General features: G+C 72.3%; 18 protein-coding genes. 8 read left to right on the forward strand and 10 right to left on the reverse strand.

Annotation, left to right across the window (positions count from 1 at the left end):
- Positions 1-27: 27 nt before the first annotated feature.
- On the forward strand, positions 28-972 hold the full coding sequence (locus LJB74_RS18300) for a glycosyltransferase family 2 protein (RefSeq protein WP_259309880.1): 945 nt from the start codon (positions 28-30) through the stop codon (positions 970-972).
- A gap of 2 nt (positions 973-974) precedes the next feature.
- On the opposite strand, the gene LJB74_RS18305 is transcribed toward LJB74_RS18300, so the two are convergent.
- Positions 975-3,131, reverse strand: a complete 2,157-nt coding sequence (locus LJB74_RS18305; RefSeq protein WP_259309881.1) for a hypothetical protein — start codon at positions 3,129-3,131, stop codon at positions 975-977.
- A 14-nt stretch (positions 3,132-3,145) separates the two neighbouring features.
- Positions 3,146-4,141, reverse strand: coding sequence for a flippase-like domain-containing protein (locus LJB74_RS18310; protein WP_259309882.1), 996 nt, complete (start codon positions 4,139-4,141; stop codon positions 3,146-3,148).
- 57 nt (positions 4,142-4,198) lie between these two features.
- On the opposite strand from LJB74_RS18310, the gene LJB74_RS18315 reads away from it, so the two are divergent.
- On the forward strand, positions 4,199-5,290 hold the full coding sequence (locus tag LJB74_RS18315; RefSeq protein ID WP_259309883.1) for a glycosyltransferase family 4 protein: 1,092 nt from the start codon (positions 4,199-4,201) through the stop codon (positions 5,288-5,290).
- 105 nt (positions 5,291-5,395) lie between these two features.
- Here LJB74_RS18315 and LJB74_RS18320 read toward each other — a convergent pair whose 3' ends face one another.
- Positions 5,396-6,130 (reverse strand): CPBP family intramembrane glutamic endopeptidase, encoded by a 735-nt coding sequence (locus LJB74_RS18320; protein ID WP_259309884.1) that lies wholly within the window; start codon positions 6,128-6,130, stop codon positions 5,396-5,398.
- A 130-nt stretch (positions 6,131-6,260) separates the two neighbouring features.
- Positions 6,261-7,121: a hypothetical protein gene (locus LJB74_RS18325; RefSeq protein ID WP_259309885.1), complete on the reverse strand. Its 861-nt coding sequence runs from the start codon at positions 7,119-7,121 to the stop codon at positions 6,261-6,263.
- Between the two features lie 283 nt (positions 7,122-7,404).
- Here LJB74_RS18325 and LJB74_RS18330 point away from each other — a divergent pair, with 283 nt between their 5' ends.
- Both LJB74_RS18330 and LJB74_RS18335 read left to right on the forward strand, forming a co-directional pair.
- Positions 7,405-10,437, forward strand: a complete 3,033-nt coding sequence (locus tag LJB74_RS18330; RefSeq protein WP_259309886.1) for an EAL domain-containing protein — start codon at positions 7,405-7,407, stop codon at positions 10,435-10,437.
- 79 nt (positions 10,438-10,516) lie between these two features.
- Positions 10,517-11,758 carry a hypothetical protein gene (locus LJB74_RS18335; protein WP_259309887.1) on the forward strand — a complete coding sequence of 414 codons (1,242 nt, stop codon included), beginning with the start codon at positions 10,517-10,519 and terminating at the stop codon, positions 11,756-11,758.
- Between the two features lie 70 nt (positions 11,759-11,828).
- On the opposite strand, the gene LJB74_RS18340 is transcribed toward LJB74_RS18335, so the two are convergent.
- From LJB74_RS18340 to LJB74_RS18360, 5 genes are all read right to left on the reverse strand, one after another.
- A complete protein-coding gene (locus tag LJB74_RS18340) occupies positions 11,829-12,875 on the reverse strand; it encodes a kelch repeat-containing protein (protein WP_259309888.1) in 1,047 nt (348 codons plus the stop codon).
- A 146-nt stretch (positions 12,876-13,021) separates the two neighbouring features.
- A complete protein-coding gene (locus LJB74_RS18345) occupies positions 13,022-13,645 on the reverse strand; it encodes a TetR family transcriptional regulator (RefSeq protein WP_259309889.1) in 624 nt (207 codons plus the stop codon).
- The gene (locus LJB74_RS18350) at positions 13,645-14,541 is read right to left on the reverse strand and encodes an ABC transporter ATP-binding protein (RefSeq protein ID WP_310650868.1); all 897 of its coding nucleotides are present in this window, start codon (positions 14,539-14,541) and stop codon (positions 13,645-13,647) included. The genes LJB74_RS18345 and LJB74_RS18350 overlap by 1 nt, the downstream gene beginning before the upstream one ends.
- Entirely contained in the window at positions 14,538-15,380 is an 843-nt protein-coding gene (locus tag LJB74_RS18355) for an ABC transporter ATP-binding protein (RefSeq protein WP_259309890.1), read from the reverse strand. Before LJB74_RS18355 ends, LJB74_RS18350 begins: the two co-directional genes overlap by 4 nt.
- Entirely contained in the window at positions 15,377-16,462 is a 1,086-nt protein-coding gene (locus LJB74_RS18360; RefSeq protein WP_259309891.1) for an ABC transporter permease, read from the reverse strand. Before LJB74_RS18360 ends, LJB74_RS18355 begins: the two co-directional genes overlap by 4 nt.
- Before the next feature lie 163 nt (positions 16,463-16,625).
- On the opposite strand from LJB74_RS18360, the gene LJB74_RS18365 reads away from it, so the two are divergent.
- From LJB74_RS18365 to LJB74_RS18380, 4 genes are all read left to right on the forward strand, one after another.
- Positions 16,626-17,471, forward strand: coding sequence for a PhzF family phenazine biosynthesis protein (locus tag LJB74_RS18365; RefSeq protein ID WP_259309892.1), 846 nt, complete (start codon positions 16,626-16,628; stop codon positions 17,469-17,471).
- A 53-nt stretch (positions 17,472-17,524) separates the two neighbouring features.
- Positions 17,525-18,304: an IclR family transcriptional regulator gene (locus LJB74_RS18370; protein WP_259309893.1), complete on the forward strand. Its 780-nt coding sequence runs from the start codon at positions 17,525-17,527 to the stop codon at positions 18,302-18,304.
- Positions 18,305-18,433: 129 nt separating this feature from the next.
- Positions 18,434-19,057 (forward strand): bifunctional 4-hydroxy-2-oxoglutarate aldolase/2-dehydro-3-deoxy-phosphogluconate aldolase, encoded by a 624-nt coding sequence (gene eda, locus LJB74_RS18375; protein WP_259309894.1) that lies wholly within the window; start codon positions 18,434-18,436, stop codon positions 19,055-19,057.
- 83 nt (positions 19,058-19,140) lie between these two features.
- Positions 19,141-20,244 (forward strand): sugar kinase, encoded by a 1,104-nt coding sequence (locus tag LJB74_RS18380; RefSeq protein WP_259309895.1) that lies wholly within the window; start codon positions 19,141-19,143, stop codon positions 20,242-20,244.
- A 43-nt stretch (positions 20,245-20,287) separates the two neighbouring features.
- On the opposite strand, the gene LJB74_RS18385 is transcribed toward LJB74_RS18380, so the two are convergent.
- Entirely contained in the window at positions 20,288-21,823 is a 1,536-nt protein-coding gene (locus LJB74_RS18385) for a SulP family inorganic anion transporter (protein WP_396125238.1), read from the reverse strand.
- Positions 21,824-21,980 lie beyond the last annotated feature (157 nt).

The following is a 21,980-nucleotide window of genomic DNA, read 5'->3' on the forward strand; positions in this document are numbered from 1 at the left end:
CTTCAGGGCGTTGCCGACAGGACGTACATGAAGCTCTTCATCCAGGTTCCGTGCCTCAACGAGGAGGGGAGCCTCCCCGCGGTCCTCTCGTCGATCCCCGACCGGATCGACGGCATCGACGAGATCGTCATCCTCGTGATCGACGACGGCTCGACGGATCGCACGGTCGAGGTGGCCCACGAGCACGGCGTCACCCACGTGCTGCGCCACACGCGCACCATGGGCCTCGCCCGGTCCTTCCGGGACGGGGTCGACTACGCGCTCGCGCGAGGCGCCGACATCGTCGTCAACACCGACGGCGACAACCAGTACCCGCAGGACCGGATCGGAGACCTGGTGCAGCCGATCCTGGCCGGTCGGGCGGACATCGTCATCGCGGACCGGCAGACGCGCACGATCGCCGAGTTCTCGCCGTTCAAGAAGACCATGCAGCGCTTCGGCAGCTTCGTCGTCAACCGCGCGGCCAGCACGTCTCTGCCCGACGCGGCGAGCGGGTTCCGGGCCTACTCGCGCGCGGCCCTGCTCAGGCTGAACGTGGTCACGCAGTTCAGCTACTGCATGGAGACGATCATCCAGGCCGGGAACAAGCGGCTGAGGATCGCCAGCCTGCCCGTCGTCACGAACCCGAAGACGCGCGAGTCCCGCCTGTTCACGAGCGTGTTCCACCACATGGCGAAGTCGGCGTCGGCGATCATCCGCAGCTATCTGATGTTCAAGCCCTACGTGATCTTCGCGAGCCTCGGGGTCTTCTTCGGCGTGCTCGCTGCGATCCCGTTCGTCCGGTTCCTGATCCTCTGGGCCAGCCACGGCGACACCGCCGGCAACGTCCAGTCACTCATCTTCGGGTCGATCATGGCCGTCGCGGCGCTGCTGTCCCTCGCGCTGGGAGTCATCTCGGACCTGCAGCGCACCAATCGCGTGCTGCTCGAGGAGCAGCTCGAGCGGATCAAGGAGATCCAGTACCGGCGGTGACGTCACTGCGGCGGTGAGACCGTCCCGGCGTCGTCCAGCACCCCGTACCACAGCGAGCTCCTGCTCCAGCTGACCGACGTGGGCCGGCCCGTGAGCCGACGCGCCATCTCGCTCGACACCGTGGTCTCGACGGGGGTGCTCGGTTGCGTGGTCCACGGGATCATGCCGCGGTCGAAGCTCATGACGGCAACGGGTCCCGCACCCCAGGCCGCGCGGACCTGGGCGAGCTGCTCCTCGGTCGGGGGGGTGATGAACTCGACCACGTCGACGTCGCAGATGATGCGCAAGGTCGCCAGGTAGCGGAACGGGCTGCTGTGGATCCAGACCACGTGGTGCACGCCACCGCGGTCGAGAACGGCGCACGCACTCCTCGCCTGCTCGTAGCGTCCGCTGAGCTCGATCCGCCCGGCGAGCCCGTTCCAGGTCATCACCGGGAACACCGCGACCGCCACGGCCAGACCGGCCGAGACGATCAGCCGGAGGCGCTCGGGCCGCGGGCGCAGGCGACCCCGCCAGGACCGTAGACGCGCAAGCGCCCAGGTCGCGGCGAGGAGGAAACCGGGGATCGTCAACGGGACGAGACGACGCACCGCCCAGATCTGGTCGGGCGTGATGTTGACCCGGACGAGGTAGTACGCCGAGCCGACGACGACGACCGCGGTCAACGTGGCGAGGCGGGCATCCCGCTCGGCGATCGCCCGGCGGACCATGAGGACGAGACCGATGGCGCCGAGCGCGACGACCGTCCACCCGAAGTACCACGCGATCCAGCTGACGCTGAGCTCGTCGTAGCTGCGCTGCGGGTCGATCGGCAGCCCCAGGCTCGCCTGGAGGTGCGCGATGTCGTTCACCACCGGCGCACCCGAGCGGAGGTTCCGCTCGACGAGCCACCACGGCCGTGAGATCAGCGTCGTGAGCGCCAGTCCGAGGCCGAGCGCGGCCACGACGCCGGCGTGGCGGCGGTGACGGGCCAGGGGATTCCGGAGCCACCGGATCGGCGCTCCGGTCGTGCCGACCATGGCGATGCCGAGAGTGACGACGGTCAACGCGAGGAGCGAGGTGACGTTGGTCAGCTGCTCAGCAAGGTAGGCCGGGCTCTTCTCCCGGAGGTCCCAGTACCCGAGCAGCGCCAACGGGAGAGCGAGCGCCGCCGTGCGGAGCAACCCGCCCCGGAGGGCGGCCCGGCGGCGCGGGTCGACCGTCGCGAACGCGACCGCGCCGAAGGCGGCGAACACCGCGAGCACCCCGAGGGTCCCGTCGATACGAGCGGCCGCGGCCGTGCCGAGCAAGGCGCCCGTCAGCCAGAACTGCGAACGACGCAACGTGTGCGCGGCCGACATCGCTGCGGTGAGCCCCGCGAGCATGAACACCATCGCCAGCGGCTCGGTGTAGCCGGCGCGCGTGAACGCGAGGAACGGCAGCGACCCGGCGAGGGCGGCCATGGGCAGGAGCGCCCACCAGTGCCCGATGAGCCTCCGCGCTGCCGCGAACACGGTGACGAGGCCGACGCCGCCGATGACCAGGTTGCCGGCCAGCACGGCGCGGACGCCGCCGAGCCACCCCTCGGCCGCCAGCAGGCCGGGGAGCATCTTGTTCCCCTGCGCGTAGAGGAGGCCGTCGCGGAGGTCGAAGGCCTCCGTGCCGGCGTGGGCGGCGCTCACGGCGCCCATGACGTGCACCGCCGACCCGGCCGGGATCTCCGAGAAGGAGTGGGTCCGGAGCCAGATCGCCTGGAGCGTGAGGAACCCTGGGTCGCGGTTGACGACGACGTACGACGAGGCGTACCGGAGGTTCGCCACGACCCAGGCCAGCGAGAATGCGAGAGCGATGGCGCTCGCCAGGACAGCCGACCGGCTGGGGCGAAGCGGGTCGGGGAGCAACCGCCAGAGCGCCGCGACACCGACGACCGACGCGGGGAGGACCACGAGCGGCTCGAAGGTGTTCGTGAGGATCGCGATCAGGCACACGATCCCGGTCACCATGAGGACGACCGGGAGGCGATCCGGGAGCGACACCAGGAGCTGGACGAGACCGGGGTGTCGGAGCGTGTCCGGCTCCAGCCGCGAGCCCTGTCGAGGTGCGTCGCCGCGATCGGCGACGCCACCGGTCGTCCCTGGGTCGCCGGGCGCGGTGCCCTCCTGCTTCGCTGACCCGGTCATGTCGTCGACGCCCGTCATTCGGGGCTCGAGAGACGAGGTGGGGTCGTCGCCCGCGGCGCCCGACGGGTGTGCACGCGCTCCGCGAGGACGGCGACCGCCGCCGCGCCCGCATCGCCGAGCAGCATGAGGACGCGGCTCACCAGGGCCAGAGCCAGCGCGTTGTCGCGGTCGAGCGTCGGCGCCAGCGCGAGCACCAGGGCGGCCTCCCGCGCGCCGGCGCCCGCGGGCAGCACGACGATCACGAACCCGACGACCCACGCGAGGGCGTAGCCGCCGGTGGCGAGAGCGAACAGCGTGGTCGACGACGCCCCGAGCCCCAGCGCCATGAGCCAGATCTGCGCGCCGAACGCCAGCCACATGAGCACGCACCAGGCTGCCGCAGCTCCGATAGCCCGACCGGAGAGCAGCTCCTGCTCGCCGGGGCGACGCAGGATCCGCAGTGCCAGACCTGTCAGCCGGTTGAACACCGCAGGCACGAGCATGACCGCACCGGCGACGGCGACCAGCCCGAGCCACCAGTACGCCGCGAGTGCCCCGGGTGCCGATGCCGCCAGGCTGACGGCGGCCACGGCGATGCCGACGACGAGCCCGATCAGCATCTGGGTGACGGCCGCGAACCCGGCGCGCGCACGCGGGACGCCATACTCGTTCGAGAGCTCGGCCTGGGCGAGCAGCGGCCACACGCTTCCCGGCACGTACTTGCCGAGCTGGCTCAGGAAGTACACGCGCGCGGCGGCCGGCAGCGGCAACCGGGAGCCGAGCCCACCGAGGACCGCACGCCAGGACAGCATCGCACCCACGAGACCGAGCGCCACGAAGCCCAGGGCACCGAGGACCGCGCCCACGTCCAGCCGCGCGGTGCTACTGGTGATCCCGTCCCACCTCGACACGACGAACCCGGCCGCGAAGAACGCGACGACGGCGAGCGCACCCCATCGGAGCAACCGGGGAACGCGCGGGGGCCTCGGTGGCGACCCTGCCGGGGGAGAGTGCTGCTCGGAGACGGGCACCGCTGGATCCTAGTCGTCCCGGATGGCCGAACCCTTGTGCGGGTAGTGTCCTTCGCCGTGACCGGCGCCCTGTTCGTGACTCGCACCTTCCCGCCGGCCGTCGGTGGGATGCAGACGTTGGCGGCGGACGTCTGGGCCACGCTGCGTTCCGGCGCCGGCGTCCCGATGTTCCTGGTCTCGCACGGAGGGAGCTCACGGGGGCTCCCCTTGTTCATGGTCCGGGCCGTGGTCCGGACCGTGCGACTCACCGTGACGCGACAGGTCGACACCGTCGTCACCGGCGACGTGGTGATGTTCCTCGTGCTGTCCCCGCTGCTGCGGCTCCTCCGGGTCCGGCACGCCACGTTGGCGATGGGCAAGGACGTCGTGTGGGACCAGCCGCTGTACCGGCGCGTGGTCGCACGACAGCTGCCGAAGGCCCCGCTCGTGCTGGCGATCAGCGAGGCGACCGCGCAGGCGGTCCGCGAGGCCGGGGTCGCGGCGAGTCGTGTCCGGGTGGTGCGGCTCGGCGTGGAGGTGCCGGACCCGCCGGACGACGGTCGTTCGGCATCCCGCGCGGAGCTGACGACCTGGCTCGGCCTCGAGGGGGAACCGGTGATCCTGCTCGCGCTCGGACGGCTCGTCCGGAGGAAGGGCGTCGCCTGGTTCGTGCGGGAGGTCCTGCCGCGGCTCGACGGTGATCTGGTCTACCTCGTGGCAGGTGCAGGCGAGGACGAGGAGGCGGTGCGTTCCGCCGTGGCCGAGTCGGGGCAGGAGGCACGTGTGCGCCTGCTGGGCCGGGTGAGCGACAGCGAGCGCGAGATGCTCATGCGGGGCTGCGACGTCTTCGTGCAGTCGAACGTCGTGGTGCCGGGGGACATGGAGGGGTTCGGTCTGGTCGCCGTCGAGGCCGCGATGCGCGGAGCGCTCGTCGTCGCGTCGGATCTTGAGGGGCTGCAAGATGCCGTCGTGGACGGTGAGACGGGTGTGCTGATCGCACCGCTCGACGCAGCAGCCTGGGAACGTACGCTGACCGGGTTGGTCGCCGACCCGGGACGGACGCGGGACCTGGCGCACGGCTACGCGGAGGCATGCCGACGGCGCTACTCCCGTGAGCGCATGGGACGCGAGCTCGGTGCGGTGCTCGGGCTCCGCCGCTCGTCCGTCTAGGGCCTCGTCCGGCGGAGGGCGACCGGCGGGCGAGAAGTGCGGTCAGATGTCCGCCGTCCGCGAGCGCGAACCTCGCGACACCGGCCGACCTGCGTCAGTCGGGGCTCAGCCAACCATGCGCCAGGCGACAAGGCCGAAGAGCACACCCAGGCTGTTGGTGGCCCAGTGCATGCCGGCGCTCGCCAGGACGCTCCCGCTGCGACGGCGCAGCTCTCCGGCGACCACGCCCCCGAGCGCGGTGAAGACCACGATACCCGCGATGACCAGGATCCCGGCCGCCGCGCCCGCCCCCTTGACCACGTCGCCGATGCCATGGTTCGCCGTCGCGAGGTGGAGCGACGGCAGGATGTGCCAGAGCCCGAACAGCGCCGACGAGGTGAGCAGGACACGCCAGGTCGCCGCATGCCGCGACAGCATGCCCCACAGGACGGAGCGGAACGCGACCTCTTCGAGCAGGATCGTGCTGAGCGGGATGATCACGAACGCGGTGAGGAGGGCGCTGTGCAGCCCGAGGTGGTACCGCGCGTCCAGGAAGGCGGGGCGGGTCAGCGGGAGCAGGATCCCGATGAGATACACGACCGCCACCAGGGCGATCGCCCCCATGCCCCACTGCAGACCGGATCGGAGCCGATCACGATGCAGGCCCAGCTGCGACCAGGTCAGTCCGCTCCAGCGGGCGAACGCCAGGAGCGCGACCGCGGCGACCGGTCCCAGCCAGGTCGCGTTGGTGAGCAGGTGCTCGGCGAGGTTCACCAGCGCCAGCGCGGCGACCACGACTCCGGTCGCGGCGAGCGCAGGGACGCGACGACGCGTCGGGCCCCTCTGGGCGACGAGGGTCATCCGAGGGTGGCCTGGCTCTCGTGGATGCGCACCGGTCAAGTGTGGCAGCCGGACGTGACGGTGATCGTCGGTCGATGTGGGGGTCTTGTGAGGAGACCACGGCAACGGCCGTCGGCCGACGTGCCGGACGTCAGCGCGCGTCGGCCCCGAGCCGCAGGTCAGCGAGATCGGCGGGTGCCAGGACGTCACCGACGACGGCGGCGGCGACCAGCGCGTGCAGCGGGTGCAGCGCGGTCCGGAGCTGCACGAGGTCGGTGCCACCGTACGCACCGACGAACGCGGCGGTGACGTCGATCACGGCTCGGAGCTGTGCGAGCAGGCGGCCGGACGTGTAGGCCGCCCACGCGGCGCGATGCATCGACGTGGCCCACGCCCCAGCGACCCACTCGACCCGCGCGAGGCCGTCGAGCGAGACCCGGCCGCAGGACACGGCGCCGAGCAGCTCGACCACCTCTCCGCCGCGAGGTCCGTACAGGGCGGCCGCCGGGGCGGCGACCACGCCCTCGTGCGTGCGCATCGCACGCCACGGGCCGGCCAGGACCGCGGCGTGGTGAGTGGGCAGGTCGGGCCAGGTCCACCAGGCGCAGACCGCCCCGGCGGCGGCCGCGGCCGAGGCCGCGACGCGGCTGCCGCCGGCGATCACCACGCGCGGGGCGTCGGGCCAGCGCGCTGCGTCGGCGGCGACGAGCCGTGCGACGCCACCCACGTCGCCGAGCCGCGCCCGGGCGACCGTCGCCGCCGCAGGTGGACCGTTGCGGGTGACGGCCTCGAGGACGCGCGAGGCCGAGGGTGTCGCGGCGTCCATGAGCTCGGCCACTCCCCAGGCCAGAGCGGTCGGCACGGGGTCGGCATCCAGCGCGCACAGCCCCAGGTGGGTGACTCCCGTCTCGGTCAGGCGGAAGACGTCACCGAGCGTGCTGAGCAACTCGGGTGCGCTCGGGTGGCAGGCGGCGTCCGTGGCGAGGACGGTCGGTGACGACAGCGTGTACATGCCGTGCGTTCCCTTCCCGTCGGACGGTGCACGGACGGGCGCTGCGACCGCTCCCGTCCTGGGCGGGAGGTCGCGTCCCCTCGCGGGACCCGTCGGTCCTGGCTTCGACACTAGCCGCAGAATCCGGGCAAAGCAGGACGGATCACCCGTCCGGAGCATCGCGGCCCAGGTGGCGGACGGCCGCGAGGTCGCCCGCCATCATGTTCGCGGCCGTTCGGGTCGATAGAGAAGTGACGGTCCGTCGCTGACGGGCCAGCCCGACGTCCTGGGGAAGGGGCCGGTGGTGACCGACACCGCGACCGTGCTCGTGCTGACCCCGAGGTTGGGCGGGCGCGACGTCGGCGAGCTGCTCGCGGGACTGACGCGGGAGGTCGCCGGGGCCGATGGACGGCTGGTCGTCGTCGAGACGCTCCCGGAGTCGCCGCTGGACGCGACCGACCCGCCGGCGGTGTTCGACACCCGGGTCGCGTGGTCTCACGCGGATGGAGTCGTGTGCGTCGGCGAGGCGGTGGACCGGGCGTACCTCCAGCAGCTCCGAGACTCCGGACGCGTGGTCGTCGTGGCGACCGCACCCGTCGCAGGCTTCGACGCGCCGGCCGCGATGCCGGACAACCACGGGGGGACCTTCACCGCGGTCGAGCACCTCGTCGGGCACGGGCACACCCGGATCGGGTTCGTGGGCGACCTCACCGTTCCCGACGTCCGTGACAGGTACGCCGCGTACGTGTCGGCGCTCGAGACCTACGACCTGCCTGTCGATCCCGCGATCGTGCTCGGGGCGGCCGACGGCGCCGAGGCCGGTGGTGGGCGGGCGGCCCGCGACCTGCTCGCGAGCCCGCGGCCCCCGACGGCCCTGATGGTCGCGTCGGACCGCACCGCCCTCGGTCTCGTCCGGGCGCTGACCGACGCCGGCGCAGACCTCCCCGACGACCTGGCGATCGTGGCGTTCGACAACATCGATGCGGGGGCGTTCAGCGCACCGTCGCTGTCCAGCGTCAACCAGCGCCTCGACGAGGTCGGCGCGCTCGCCGGGCGGCTCGTGCTCGCCGGGATGCGTGGCGAGGCGGTGCCGAACGGTGTCTTCACCTCGCAGCCGGGGGTGCTCATGGTGCGTACGTCGTGCGGGTGCACGGCGGGCGGGACCCTCGGCCGGGTGGCGACGACCGGCCCGTCGCTCGACGTGTCCCCGGAGCTCTTGCGGGACGAGCTGCAGGACGTGCTCGTCACGGCGCTCCTCACGGGAGACGACATCGCCGACGGTCCCGCGCGTGATGCCGTGCTCGCGGCGGTCGCCGAGGCGGAGCGATTGCTCCTGTCGGGGGAGCAGGTGACCGACGCCGGGATCCGCTCGCTGCTGGTGACGCTCGGTCGTCTCACCTCGCGCCCGGAGACGCAGCGCCGGATCGTGGACGCCGTCGCGGACTACGCAGAGCGGGTCGCCGTGCCTGCCGGGCGCGGCGGCGGTGCTCCGGCCGCCGCGTCGGACCGTGTCACGGCAGCGTTGTGGAAGGCGCAGGCGGGTGCCTTCCTCCGCGAGGCGGAGGCAGCCGAGTCGGCGGTCGTCGAGCAGTACGCGGTGGACGCGGGGCTTCTCGACACCGGGAGCGCCGATCCTCGCGAGCTCCGGTGGCTCGCGGGGACCCACCTCACGGTCGGGTCGCTGGCCCTGTGGGAGGGGGACCCGGGCGCGGGTCTGCTGAGGATCGTCGGGATGTACGACCCGAGTGGAGCGGTGCCGGACCAGGTCGGCGCTCTCGTGGGTGTCGAGGCGTTCCCGCCGGAGCCGTTGATCGCCGCCGTCGACGCCGCGACCCGGCAGGTCTGCGTCGTCGTGCCGGTGCGCACGGCAACCAGCGACTGGGGGCTCCTCGCGGTGGTCGGGTCGGTCGACGTCACGTCCCCGCGCGAGACGTACCAGCACTGGGCGGCTCTGCTGTGCGCCGCGCTCGAGTCCCAGCGCCTGCAGCAGGAGGTGCGGCGCAGCGCGCTGTACGACCAGCTGACCGGGCTCCCCAACCGTCGGTTGTTCCTCGAGCGGCTCACGGCGGAGATCGCTCGGCAGGCGCGGTCGGGTGCGCCGTTCGCGGTGCTGTTCCTCGACCTCGACGGCTTCAAGCTGATCAACGACTCGCTCGGGCACCAGACGGGCGACCAGGTGCTCGCGGCGGTCGGCGACCGGATCGCGCACGAGCTCCGAGAGGTCGACACCGGTGCCCGGTTCGGTGGTGACGAGTTCGCGATCCTGCTCCCGGACACCGACCCGGCCGGAGCCCTGCTGGTCGCGCGCCGGGTCCAGGCGGCGCTCGCGCGGTCGTTCGCGCTCGACGGGCCGGACGTCTCGCTCCGATCGAGCATCGGCATCGCGACCAGCTGGGTCGAGTACGGGTCGGCCGAGGACATCCTGCGCGACGCAGACACCGCCATGTACCGCGCGAAGCTCGACGACCCCGGGACGATCGCCTTCTTCGACGACGCGATGCGCGCGCACGTGGTGCAGAAGCAGCTCCTCCACCTCGAGGTGCGACGGGCCCTCGAGGAGCACCAGTTCGAGGTCTTCTACCAGCCGATCGTGAACCTCACCTCGGGGCGGACCGACAGGTTCGAGGCACTGGTGCGCTGGCGGCACCCCGAGCGCGGCCTCGTGCTGCCGGACGAGTTCCTCCCGGTCCTGGAGGACACGGGCCTGATCGTGAGTCTCGGCCACTGGATCCTCGACGAGGTGTGCCGTCAGCTCGCGGAGTGGGGCCCGCGGGTCGTCAACGTCAGCGTGAACGTCTCGGACCGGGAGTTCTGGCACCAGGATCTGCTGCCCCACGTCCTCGAGGTGCTTCGCCGTCACCGGCTCACCCCGGACCGGCTCACGCTGGAGATCACCGAGGGGGTGCTGATGCGTCACCCGGCGATCGCGTTGCGCAAGATGCACGAGCTCCACGACGCCGGGCTCCGGCTGCACATCGACGACTTCGGGACCGGCTACTCGTCGCTGGAGACCCTGCACCGGTTCCCGGTCGACGCGTTCAAGATCGATCGGTCGTTCCTGCGCAGCCTCGCCAGCGGCGACCACACGGTGGAGCTGATGACGTCGCTCGTGGGACTGGGCACGTCGCTGGGGCTCGCGGTGGTCGCCGAGGGGGTCGAGACGGGCGAGCAGCTCGAGTTCCTCAAGAGCATCGGCTGCGTCACCGGCCAGGGCTACCTGTTCATGCCGGCGGTGAGCAAGGACCGCGCGTCGGATCTGCTGGACCGCAACCTCGCGGACGGGGCCGTGGGCGAGCGGGAGGTGGTCGCCGAGCACGGCGTGCTCGGCGAACGCTGACGAGGGCAGGACGAAAGGCCCTGGCGGCGGCGCCCGCGTGGCTTCGCGACTCGGGTCGGCGGTCGACTACCGTGCTCTGGTGGACATGAACCGGTACAGCGGAGCCCAGCGCAGATCGACGTCGTCCGGAGCCACCCGCAGGGCGCGCCGCGTCGCCGGCGTGGTGGCGTCCATGGTGCTCGCCCTGTCCGTCACGGCGTGCACCGCGGGCGGCCCTGCCCCCGCCACGCATGCGGCGGCTGCCGTGTCCGCGGCCGCGCCCACCGCCTCTGCGGCGCCGGTCGTCGCTGCGACCCCGAGCCCGTCGCCGTCTCCCGCATGGCCCCCGGCGGCCGCAGCGGGAACCCCTGCCGATCTGGCGCCCGGCTCGGACCCGAGCGTGCTGCCCGGCCCGATCATCATCGCCGACAAGAAGAACAACCGGCTCGTCGTCGTGAGCCCCCAGGGCCAGGTGCTGTGGCAGTGGCCCCAGCCGGGCGACCTCGCAGCGGGCCAGACCTTCACGATCCCCGACGACGTCTTCTTCACCCCCGACGGCAAGGACATCATCGCCACCGAGGAGGACGACTTCGTCATCACCGAGATCGACATCGCCACCCGCAAGATCGTCTGGCGCTACGGGACCCCCGGGACGCACGGGTCGGGCCCGAACCAGCTGTGGAACCCCGACGACGCCATGATGCTGCCCGACGGCACGGTGGTCGCCGCCGACATCAAGAACTGCCGTCTGGTGGACCTGTCCTCGTCCTCGCCGGGACCGCTGTGGACCCTGGGCCGGCTCGGCTCGTGCGCGCACAACCCGCCCGCCCGGTTCGGCAGCCCGAACGGCGTCTTCCCACTCCCCGACGGGCACTTCCTGGTGACGGAGATCAACGGGAGCTGGGTCGACGAGATCGACCGCACCGGTCACGTGTACTGGTCGACGCACCTGCCCGCGGTGACCTACCCGTCGGACAGCAGCCAGTACAAGCCCGGTCAGTACCTCACGGTCGGCTACACGAACCCCGGCCAGGCCGTGATCTTCGATGCCTCGGGCAAGGCCTTGTGGCGGTGGAACCCCAGCAGCGGCGCGGGCCGGCTCAACCACCCGTCGCTCGCCGAGGGGTTGCCCAACGGCGACATCATGCTCAACGACGACTTCAACCATCGCGTGATCGTGATCGACCCGACGCAGAACAAGATCGTCTGGCAGTACGGGCACAACGGCGTGGCCGGGAGCGGCCCGGGCTACCTGGACAACCCGGACGGGATCGACCTGGTCCCCCCGCACTCGTACGCGAACGCGGTCGGCACGACGCAGGCGACCCCGGGCTTCTGGTGAGCCGGGCGACCGCCTCGGTGTCGGGCCGGCGAGGGAACCGATCGGTGCCGTTCCGCGCGGACGGGGTGCGTCAGCGTGAGAGCTGCAGGCGCACGATCGTGTCGAGCGACGTGATCTTGCCGCCGACGTCCGCGATCTCGCCGCCGACGACGTAGGCCCCGTCCGCCAGCACGGCGACCGCCATGTCGGACGCCGGTGCCGGGAGCTCTCCGGCAGGGGTGGCCGTGACCGTCGCCGGGTCGAACCGGTAGACCGTGCCCTGGCGGGCGCGGCCGTTCGTGCCGCCCATCAGCAGGATCGTGCCGTCCAGGGTCGTGGCCGCCGCGTGGGCGAGCGGGGTCGGGAGGTGCCCCGCGACGGTCGTGGTCCCGGTGCTGAGGTCGACGCGCTGGATGGCGTCGGTCACCGTGCCCTGGTGCTCACCGCCGAAGACCCACAGCATGGTGCCGTCGGCGACGACGGCCGGGTACCGGACGGTCAGCGCGAGGTGCCCGACCACGTGGAAGGAGGCGCCGTCGGTCGTGGCGAGGATCTCGGGGAGGGCGGTGCTCCCGGTGTAGCCGCCGACGACGTACGCCGTCGTGCCGTCACCGACCACCGCGTCGTCCGAGCGGGCCTGGGGCAGGTGCCCGCTGACGGAGGCCGTCCCCCCGCTCAGCGCGACGGCCTGCACGGCCGAGGTGGACGCGGAGACGCCGCCGCCGATCACGACGGCCCGGCCCTGGAGCACCGCACCACCGGCGTCGTGCGTGGCCTGGGCGAGGTGGCCGACCGCGTGCACCGCACCTGTGCCTGGTGACACCGACAGGATGGTGGCGGTGGTGCTGGTCCCCGCGTCGAGGCCACCGAGCAGCAGGAGCCGGTCGCCTGCGGGCAGCGCCACGAGCCGGGACACCGTGGTGGGGAGCTTCGCGGCGAGCGGCGTGACGGTCAGCGTCGGCGCGCGCGTCGCGGTCGGTGCGGGGGCGGCTGGTGCGTGGGCAGCGGAGCTCACCGGAGCCGGGGTGACGGCGCGCACGGCGGCCGTGGGCGCTGAGGTCGAGCCGGTGCTGGCACAGCCGGCGGCGAGGACCATCACGGCCCCGACGCTCACGAGGACGCGGCGCTGCGGACGCATCAGTTCTCCGTTCGTGCAGGGGCGGGCCGGCACCGGGCGGGGGCGCGGTACGGGGACTGTAGCCGCCCCGGCCGTGAAGAGGCTGACCGTGCCCCGGGTCGAGGGCGGCTATGACGGTCGCCCGGGAGTCGCTCCGGCGCGGTGGGCTACGCCTGCGGCAGGTTCGTGCCCGTCGGCGTGGCGTCGAGCGGGCCGGTGAGGTAGTGCTGGACCACCGGTCCGACCGTCATGACGAGCTCGTCGGCGGTGGCGTCGCGGACCGCGGGTATGCCCAGGACGTAGCGGCCGAGCAGGAGCCCGCCCATCTGGGTCCCGACGAGGGCCGCGCGCAGCGCGCGGTGGTCGTGCGGGGCGAGGCGTCCGACCGCAGCGAGGATCGTGCGGCCGAGCAGGTCGCGCAGGACCCCGGCGGCGTGCTCGTGCGACATGCCGACGCGGAAGAGGGCCAAGAGCCTGCGGCGGGTCTCGGGATCCCCTTCCCACACCCCCAGCACCCGGCGGACGAGGGCCTCCCCGGCACGGTCGGGGTCCTGGTCGAGGCCGCTCAGCACGGCCTCCGGGTCGATCGGCAGCGCGAGCGCCGCAGCCAGCAGGCCCTCCTTGTTGACGAAGTAGTGGTGGATGAGGGCCGGGTCGACGTCGGCCCTGGTCGCCACCGCGCGCATCGTGGTGCGTTCGAACCCGCGTTCCGCGAACAGGTCGCCGGCGGCGGCGAGGATCGCCTCGCGGGCGCTCGCACCACCGGCCGGGCGTCGACCGCGCGGCGACATCATGGCCCCGTCGGGGTGCGGGCGAGCACCATCATGCGTTCCTCGAGGGTGGCCGGCACCGCGACCACCTCGGCGACCATCCCGGCAGCGGTCAGGACCTGCTGCACGCGGCCGGCGTCGGCGTCGGCGACACGCACGTCGCGCCCGGCGAGCATCGCCGGCTGGCCCGCCTCGGTGAGCACCGCGAACGCGCGCGCCCAGTCGTCCGTGCGGACGGCGACGGCCGTGGTCGTGCCGATGACGTCCGTCCGGCTGCCCTGCGCCACCAGACGCGCCTGCGACATCAGCAGCAGCCGGTCGCACTGCTCGGCCTCCTGCATGTTGTGCGTCGTCACGAGGACGCCGACGCCCTTCTCGGCCTGGTCGTGGATCGTGTCCCACAGCGAGGCGCGCGCGAGGGCGTCGACGCCGGAGGTCGGCTCGTCGAGCACGAGCACCTGCGGGTCGTGAGCGAGGGCGCACACGAACGCGAGCTGCCGCTGGAGGCCGAGCGGGAGGTCGGCGACCAGCCGGTCGGCGACTGCGCCGAGGGAGTCCGGCAGGATCGGCGGGGCGACACCGTACGCCTGGGAGCTGAACCGGATGTTCTCGCGTACGTTCAGGTCGCCGTAGAGCCCCAGGCCCTGCGGCACGTAGCCGAGGTGCGCGCGCCGCGCCCGGGACGGGGTGCCGCCGAGCAGCTCGACGGCACCCGAGGACGTGGAGATGAGCCCGAGCAGCATCCGGATCAGCGTCGTCTTCCCGGCGCCGTTGGCACCGAGCAGACCGACGACCTCGCCCGGACCGACGTCCATCGTGACGTCGTCGACGGCGACCAGGTCCCCGAAGGTGCGGCCGACCCGATGCGCCCGGAGCAGCACGCGGGGTCGGTTCCCGGTCAGGTGTGGGGCCGTCACGAGGCTCGCCGGTCCTCGTGCCGCTGGAGCAGCGACAGCGCGATCACCACGTCCTCCAGATCCGGGACGACGACCGTGCCCGTCGGTGCAGCGTCGCCCTGCCCGTACTCGCCTCCCGGCCAGTACTCGTGGAACTCGCGACCCCGCCGCCAGGCCCAGGCCCGCCGGTGCGGCGTCGCGGTGCGCGCCACCGTGCCGTCGAGCCGGGCGAGGACCTCGGCACGCGTGCCGACCGCGAGCGTCGGGCCGCCGTCGAGCGCGAGCAGGCCCGCAGCACGTTCGGCCTCGTCCAGGTACGTCGTCGACATGACGACGGCGGCACCGGCTGCCGCGGCCTCGGACACGAGCTGCCACAGGTCGACCCGGCTGACCGGGTCGACGCCCGTGCTCGGCTCGTCGAGCACGAGGAGCCGTGGGTCGTGCAGCATGGCCATGCTGAAGCCGAGCTTGCGTCGCATCCCACCGGACAGCTGTGAGGCGAGCCGGTCGGCGGCGTCCAGGAGGCCGGAGCGCGCGAGCAGCGCGTCGCGGCGGGAGGTCAGCGCCGCCCCGGACAGGCCGTAGATGCCCCCGACGAAGTCCATGTTCTGCGTGACCGTGAGCGCGGGCCAGCTCCCCGCGGTGGCCGGCAGGTAGCCGATCTCGTGCGGCGACGGCGCGTCGACCTGACCGTGCGCGAGCGCCAGCCTCCCGACCAGGGCGCGCAGCAGGGTGGACTTGCCCGCACCGTCACCGCCGACGACGGCGACCACGGAACCGGGCTCGACCTCGAGGGTCACGTCGTCGAGTGCGAGGGTGTCGCCGAACCGTACGGTGGCCGACCGGACCGCGTAGGTCACGACGCGCTCCCGGCCTCGCCGTCACCGTGCGCCGCGATCGCATGCGCGCCCACGTGCTCGTGGTGGCGTCGGCGACCGGGTGCGAGATCGCGCCTGAAGCGCAGGGTCGCCCCGCTGAACACCACGACGGCCATCACGGTGAGCATCACGAACGGGAGCCACAACGAGGCCAGGGAGGCGCCACGCAGCATGACGCCCTGGGAGATCATCGTGAAGTAGGTCAGGGGGAGCAGGTAGCCGATCCAGCGGACCCCGGCTGCCATCGCGTCCAGCGGGAAGATCATCCCCGAGAGCAGGATCTGCGGCAGCAGGAACATGAAGGCCGTCTGGATCGCCTGACCGGCGGTCTGCGAGATCGTCGAGATGAGGACACCGAGCCCGAGCACGACGAACAGGAACAGCCCGGCGCCGATCGCGAACACGGCGGCGTTGCCGGTGAACGGGACGTCGAACAGCAGCATCCCGAGACCGGTGATGACGATCATGTCGATGGACGCCACCAGGAAGTACGGCGAGATCTTGCCGAGGATCACGGTGGCCGGTCTGATCGGCATGACGGCGAGCTGTTCGAGGGTGCCGGTCTCACGCTCGCGCACCAGGCCGATGCTCGTGACGATCGTGCCGATGAAGGTGAGGATCAGGCCGATGATCGCGGGCACCATGACCCACGAGGTCTTGAGGTCCGGGTTGTACAGGACCTGGCTGGTGACCTTGTCGCCGAACGTGTTCAGGACCGAGACGATCGCCTGGGACGCGAACAGGTTGGAACCGTCGACCAGGGCGAGGGCGGGCTGCCGGTCGGCGACGACGGCGACGTCGACGGCGTTGTCCTGGAGCAGCTGCTCGGCGTCCACCTGGGTGTCGGCCGGTTCGATCACCGTGACGTCGAAGAACGACGACGGCAGCGTCGCGGCGAGCTGGGCGGCACCGGGGCCGACCACCGCGGCCGTGACCGACGGGACGCGGAAGTTCGCCGCGTAGCCGAAGATCACGAGCAGGAGCAACGGCATCCCGATGAGCATCGCGAGGGTGCGCCTGTCGCGGCCGAGCTCACGGAACTCCTTGACGATCATGGCTCGCATGGCTCCGACCGTAGGCCGGTGCCGTACCGACGTCAACGGATGGTGAATTCGGCACAGGCGCCCACCGATCCGGTGGAGGCCACCGACGGCGAGGTGGCCCTGGTCGTGCCCGAGGCGGCCGGGAAGACTGGCCCCGTGACCACCCCGACACCCCCCCGACGACGTGCTCCGCCTGGCCGCCTTCACGACCGATCCCGCAGGTGGCAACCCTGCCGGCGTCGTGCTGGACGCGGTCGGCTGGACGGACGAGCGGATGCAGGCGGTCGCGCGGGCGGTCGGCTATGCCGAGACGGCCTTCGTGGTGCGGGCGCCGCGCGAACGGCAGGGGGTCCGCTCGCTGGCGATCCGCTACTTCTCGCCGGCCGCCGAGGTCCCGTTCTGCGGGCACGCGACCATCGCCACGGCCGTCGCGCTCGCCGAGCGGCTTGGCGTCGGCGCCTTCGCCTTTGAGACCGCCGTCGGTCCGGTGCTGATCGACACGAGCGACTCGCCCGACGGGGTCGTGGCGTCGTTCACGAGCGTCGAGACCAGCGTGCGGGGTCTCCCGGGCGACGTCCTCGACGCCCTCCTGGACGCGCTCGGGCTGGGGCGCGAGGACCTCGACCCGGCCATGCCTCCACGCCAGGCGTTCGCCGGCAACACGCACCCGGTGATCGGGCTGCGGGACCGCGGCGTCTTCGACGCCTTCGTGGTGGACCCGGGCCCGCTCCGCCGGCTCATGGATGCGCAGGGGTGGCAGGGGACCGTGACGGTGGTGCACCGCACCGGGACGTCGACCTTCGAGGCGCGCAACCCCTTCCCGGTCGGGCCGATCAGCGAGGACCCGGCGACCGGTTCTGCCGCAGCGGCGCTCGGTGCGTACCTCCGGGCCGAGGGACTGGTGACCCCGCCGGTGCGGGTGCTGGTGCACCAAGGCCGACACGTCGGTCGCCCGGGCCTGCTGACGGTGGACATCCCGCCGGACGGCGGCATCGTCGTCCGCGGGACGGCGATCGCCATGACGGCCTGACGCGACCGCTCGACCCTGACGCCGGGGCCGCCGGTTCCTCCTACCCTGGGCACATGCCGGATGCGACCACGAGTCAGACCCCGCCCGTCGAGAGCATCGACCGTGCTCTCCTTGCGCTCCAGGAGCTGGCGCGCGTGGGGGCGCGGGGGATCGGACTGGCCGAGCTCGCCGCTGCGCTCGACCTGAACAAGACGACCGTCCACCGGACCTTGGCGGCGCTGCGGTTCCGGGGGTTCGTCAGCCAGGACCCGGTCTCGGGCGTCTACGCGCTGGGTCCTGCGGCGATGGCCCTGGCGGACGACTTCCTCAGCGACGAGAACCTGCCTGTGCTGCTGCACCCGGCCCTGATGGCGTTGGCCGACGCGGTGGGTGAGCTCGTGCACCTCGGGGTGCTGAGCGGGAGCCAGGTCCTGTACCTGGACAAGGTCGAGCCGGAGCGCCCGGTGCGCGTGTGGTCGGCGATCGGGCGACGCAGCGCCGCGGTGACGACCGCTCTCGGTCGCGCGATGCTCGCCTACCGACGTGTCGACAGGGCAGCGCTGGCCGAGTACCTGCGTGCCGCGGGGGACCGACCCGTCGACCCCGAGCGGGTCTGGGACGTCGTCGAGCAGGCGCGGGTGGTGGGGTTCGCCACCGAGGCCCAGGAGAACGAGGTCGGGATCAGCTGTGTCGCCGTGCCGCTGCTGCGGTCCGGCGTGGCGATCGCGGCCGTGAGCGTCACCGCGCCGGCCGAGCGGATGACCGCGGAGCGGGTGGCCTGGCTGCACGGCGTGATGTGCGCGGTGCTGCCGGCGTTCCTGCCCGCGGGTCTCGATCTCCCCGACGTGTCCTGAACCCTCCCCGCGCCGAGTCCTGAGGCCTCCCGGCACGCCGATCGGTCCTGTGGACCTCGCGCACCCCCACGTGTGACAATCGTTCCGCGTAGCGACACGATGGGTGCGCCTGACGAAACGGAACCCTCCATGGATGTGCTGTCGGCCCTGAGCTCGACCCGACTGGTCCCCGTCGTGGTCCTCGACGACGCGGCGCGGGCGGATGCGCTCGCCGACGCGCTCGTGCAGGGGGGACTGCCCGTCGCCGAGGTGACGTTCCGGACGTCCGCGGCGCGGGACGCGATCCGTGCCATGGCCGACCGCGGGGACATCCTCGTCGGCGCGGGCACCGTGCTCACCCCCGCCCAGGTCGACCAGGCGGTGGCGGCCGGCGCGCGGTTCGTCGTCTCGCCCGGGCTGTCGCGTGCCGTGGTCGAGCGTTGCCAGGACCACGGGGTCCTCGCGCTCCCCGGGGCGGTGACGGCGACGGAGGTGCAGGCGGCTCTCGAGCTCGGCCTGACGACCGTGAAGTTCTTCCCCGCCGGGACCTCGGGCGGCCCGGCGGCGATCAAGGCGCTCGCGGCGCCGTTCGGACAGGTCCGCGTCGTCCCGACAGGTGGCGTCGGCCCGGCGAACCTCGCCGAGTACCTGGCGATCCCGTCCGTCGTCGCGGTCGGCGGATCGTGGATGGTGCCCCGCGACCTGATCGCGGCAGGGGACACGGCGGCGATCCGGACGTTGACCGCCGAGGCCGTCGCGCTCGCGAACAGATGACGACGGAGCCGGTGCGCACCGGCCCGAACGGCACGACGTGGCGCACGTCGGTCGAGGGGAACTGATGACGAGGGGACTCGAGCATGGCTGACCTGAGGATCCGTCCGGCGGCGGAGTGCCGGTACGACGTCGTGTCACTGGGCGAGGTGATGCTGCGGCTGGACCCGGGGGAGGGCCGGATCCGCACGGCACGCTCGTTCCGGGTGTGGGAGGGCGGCGGCGAGTACAACGTCGCCCGCGGACTGCGGCGTGCGTTCGGGCAACGGGCGGGGGTCGTCACCGCGCTGGTGGACAACGAGATCGGGCACCTGGTCGAGGACCTCGTGCTCCAGGGCGGCGTCGACACCGCCCTCATCCGATGGGTGCCGTTCGACGGGATCGGGCGCACGGCCCGCAACGGGCTGAACTTCACCGAACGCGGATTCGGGGTGCGTGGTGCGATCGGGGTGTCCGACCGTGGCACCACGGCGGTGTCCCAGCTCGCGCCCGGCGACGTCGACTGGGACCACCTGTTCGGCGAGCTGGGAGTGCGGTGGCTGCACACCGGAGGGATCTTCGCCGCCTTGTCGGCCTCCACCGCCGACGTGGTGGTCGAGGCGGTGACGGCGGCGAAGCGGCACGGCACGGTCGTGTCCTACGACCTGAACTACCGTCCGAGCCTGTGGAAGGCGATCGGCGGCCAGGCCAAGGCACAGGAGGTCAACCGGGCGATCGCGCCGTTCATCGACGTCATGATCGGCAACGAGGAGGACTTCACGGCCAGCCTCGGGTTCGAGGTCGAGGGGGTCGACGAGAGTCTGAGCGTCGTGGCCGCTGACGCCTTCGGGGCGATGATCGCGACGGCCGTCGCGATGTTCCCGAACTTCCGGGTGGTGGCGACGACGCTGCGCACGGTGCGCACCGCGACGGTCAACGACTGGGGCGCGGTGGCGTGGTCGGCGGAGGACGGTCTCGTGGAGGCGACCCGTCGCGACGGGCTGGAGATCCTCGACCGCGTCGGTGGGGGCGACTCGTTCGCCTCCGGGCTGATCTACGGCCTGCTCGAGGGAGAGTCGCTCCGGACGGCCGTGGAGTACGGCGCGGCGCACGGAGCTCTTGCGATGACGACGCCGGGGGACACGACGATGGCCACTCGGGCCGAGGTCCTCAAGCTCGCCGCCGGAGGCGGAGCGCGCGTCGACAGGTGACGTGGGCGGTCAGGCGCCGCGCCCGGCTCTCAACGACCGGCTCTCAGTGACCGGCGCCCAGGTGACCGGCGAGGTGCAGGTGCCGCTCGGCGGAGGCGTCGTTCATGCCGATGATGGTCGCGTTCTTGCCCTTGGCGGCGTACTTGGTCACGATCGCGTCGAGCGTCGCGACGGTCGAGACGTCCCAGATGTGGGAGCCGGACATGTCGATGACGACGTTGGTCGGGTCCCCGACGTAGTCGAACTGGTAGACGAGGTCGTTCGAGGACGCGAAGAACAGCTCGCCGAGGACCGCGTAGACCCGGGTGTCCTCGTCGGGGTGGTCGATGTCGACGACCTCGGTGACGTGTGCGACGTCGCGCACGAAGACCAGCGCCGAGAGGACGACTCCGGTCAGGACGCCGTAGGCGAGGCTGTGCGTCAGGACGGTGACCGCCACGGTCGCGAGCATGATCAGCGTGTACCCGCGTGGCATGCGGCGCAGCGTGGCGGGACGGACCGAGTGCCAGTCGAACGTCCCCACCGAGACCATGATCATCACCGCCACGAGCGCGGCCATCGGCACCACCGCCACGACGTCGCCGAGGCTCACGACCAGGATCAGCAGGAACACGCCGGCGAGGAAGGTCGACAGTCGCGTGCGGGCGCCCGAGACCTTGACGTTGATCATGGTCTGCCCGATCATCGCGCATCCACCCATCCCACCGAAGAAGCCGGTGATGACGTTCGCGACCCCCTGCCCCCAGGCCTCCCGGGTCTTGGGCGAGTGGGTGTCGGTGACGTCGTCGACGAGCTTGGCGGTCATGAGGGACTCCATCAGCCCGACCAGCGCCATGGCGACCGCGAACGGCGCGACGATGCGCAGCGTGTCGACGGTCATCGGTACGTGCGGGAGCCCGAGCGTCGGCAGCGAGTCCGGCAGCTTCCCCTCGTCACCGACGGTCGGCATCGCGATCCTGGCACCGACGGTCACCGCCGTGAGCACGAGGATCGCGACGAGCGGCGCGGGTACCGCGGTGGTGACCCTGGGCAGGACGACCATGATCGCGATCCCGACCGCCACGGCCACGTACACCTGCCAGGGGACGTGCGTCAGGTACGGGAGCTGGGCGAGGAAGATGAGGATCGCGAGGGCGTTGACGAACCCCACCATGACGGCGCGCGGGATGAAGCGCATGAGCCGCGCCACGCCGAGGACCGCGAGCAGGACCTGGACGACGCCGCCGAGGATGACGGTCGCGATCAGGTAGTCGATGCCATGGTCGCGCACGACGGGCGCGACCACGAGCGCGACGGATCCGGTCGCTGCGGAGATCATGGCGGGCCGGCCGCCGAGGAACGCGATCGAGACCGCCATCGTGAAGGCGGCGAAGAGGCCGACCCGTGGATCGACCCCGGCGATGATCGAGAACGAGATCGCCTCGGGGATCAGGGCGAGAGCGACGACCAGCCCTGCCAGCACCTCGGTACGCAGCCGGCGAGGGGACCTCAGCGCAGCGGCGACCGAGGTCACGTCGTTCGCGGGCCTCGGGCTTGCGGGCTCTGCGCCGTGGGCACCGGAAGCCCGTCGTGGGCGCAGACGGGCAGAGAGGGGCGTCGTCACGGGGCTGGCTCCAAGCGTGCGGGTGCACGCGGGCGTGCCCAGAAGGTCAGGTGGGGGAGGGCGCGTCGTCACACCCCGCGTGACGGCGACCACATCCCGCCTGCTCGCGACGCACAGGGCGCGGCGGTCGGTG

Origin of the sequence: Cellulomonas sp. P24, from assembly GCF_024704385.1 — a bacterium.
Taxonomy (GTDB): domain Bacteria; phylum Actinomycetota; class Actinomycetes; order Actinomycetales; family Cellulomonadaceae; genus JAJDFX01.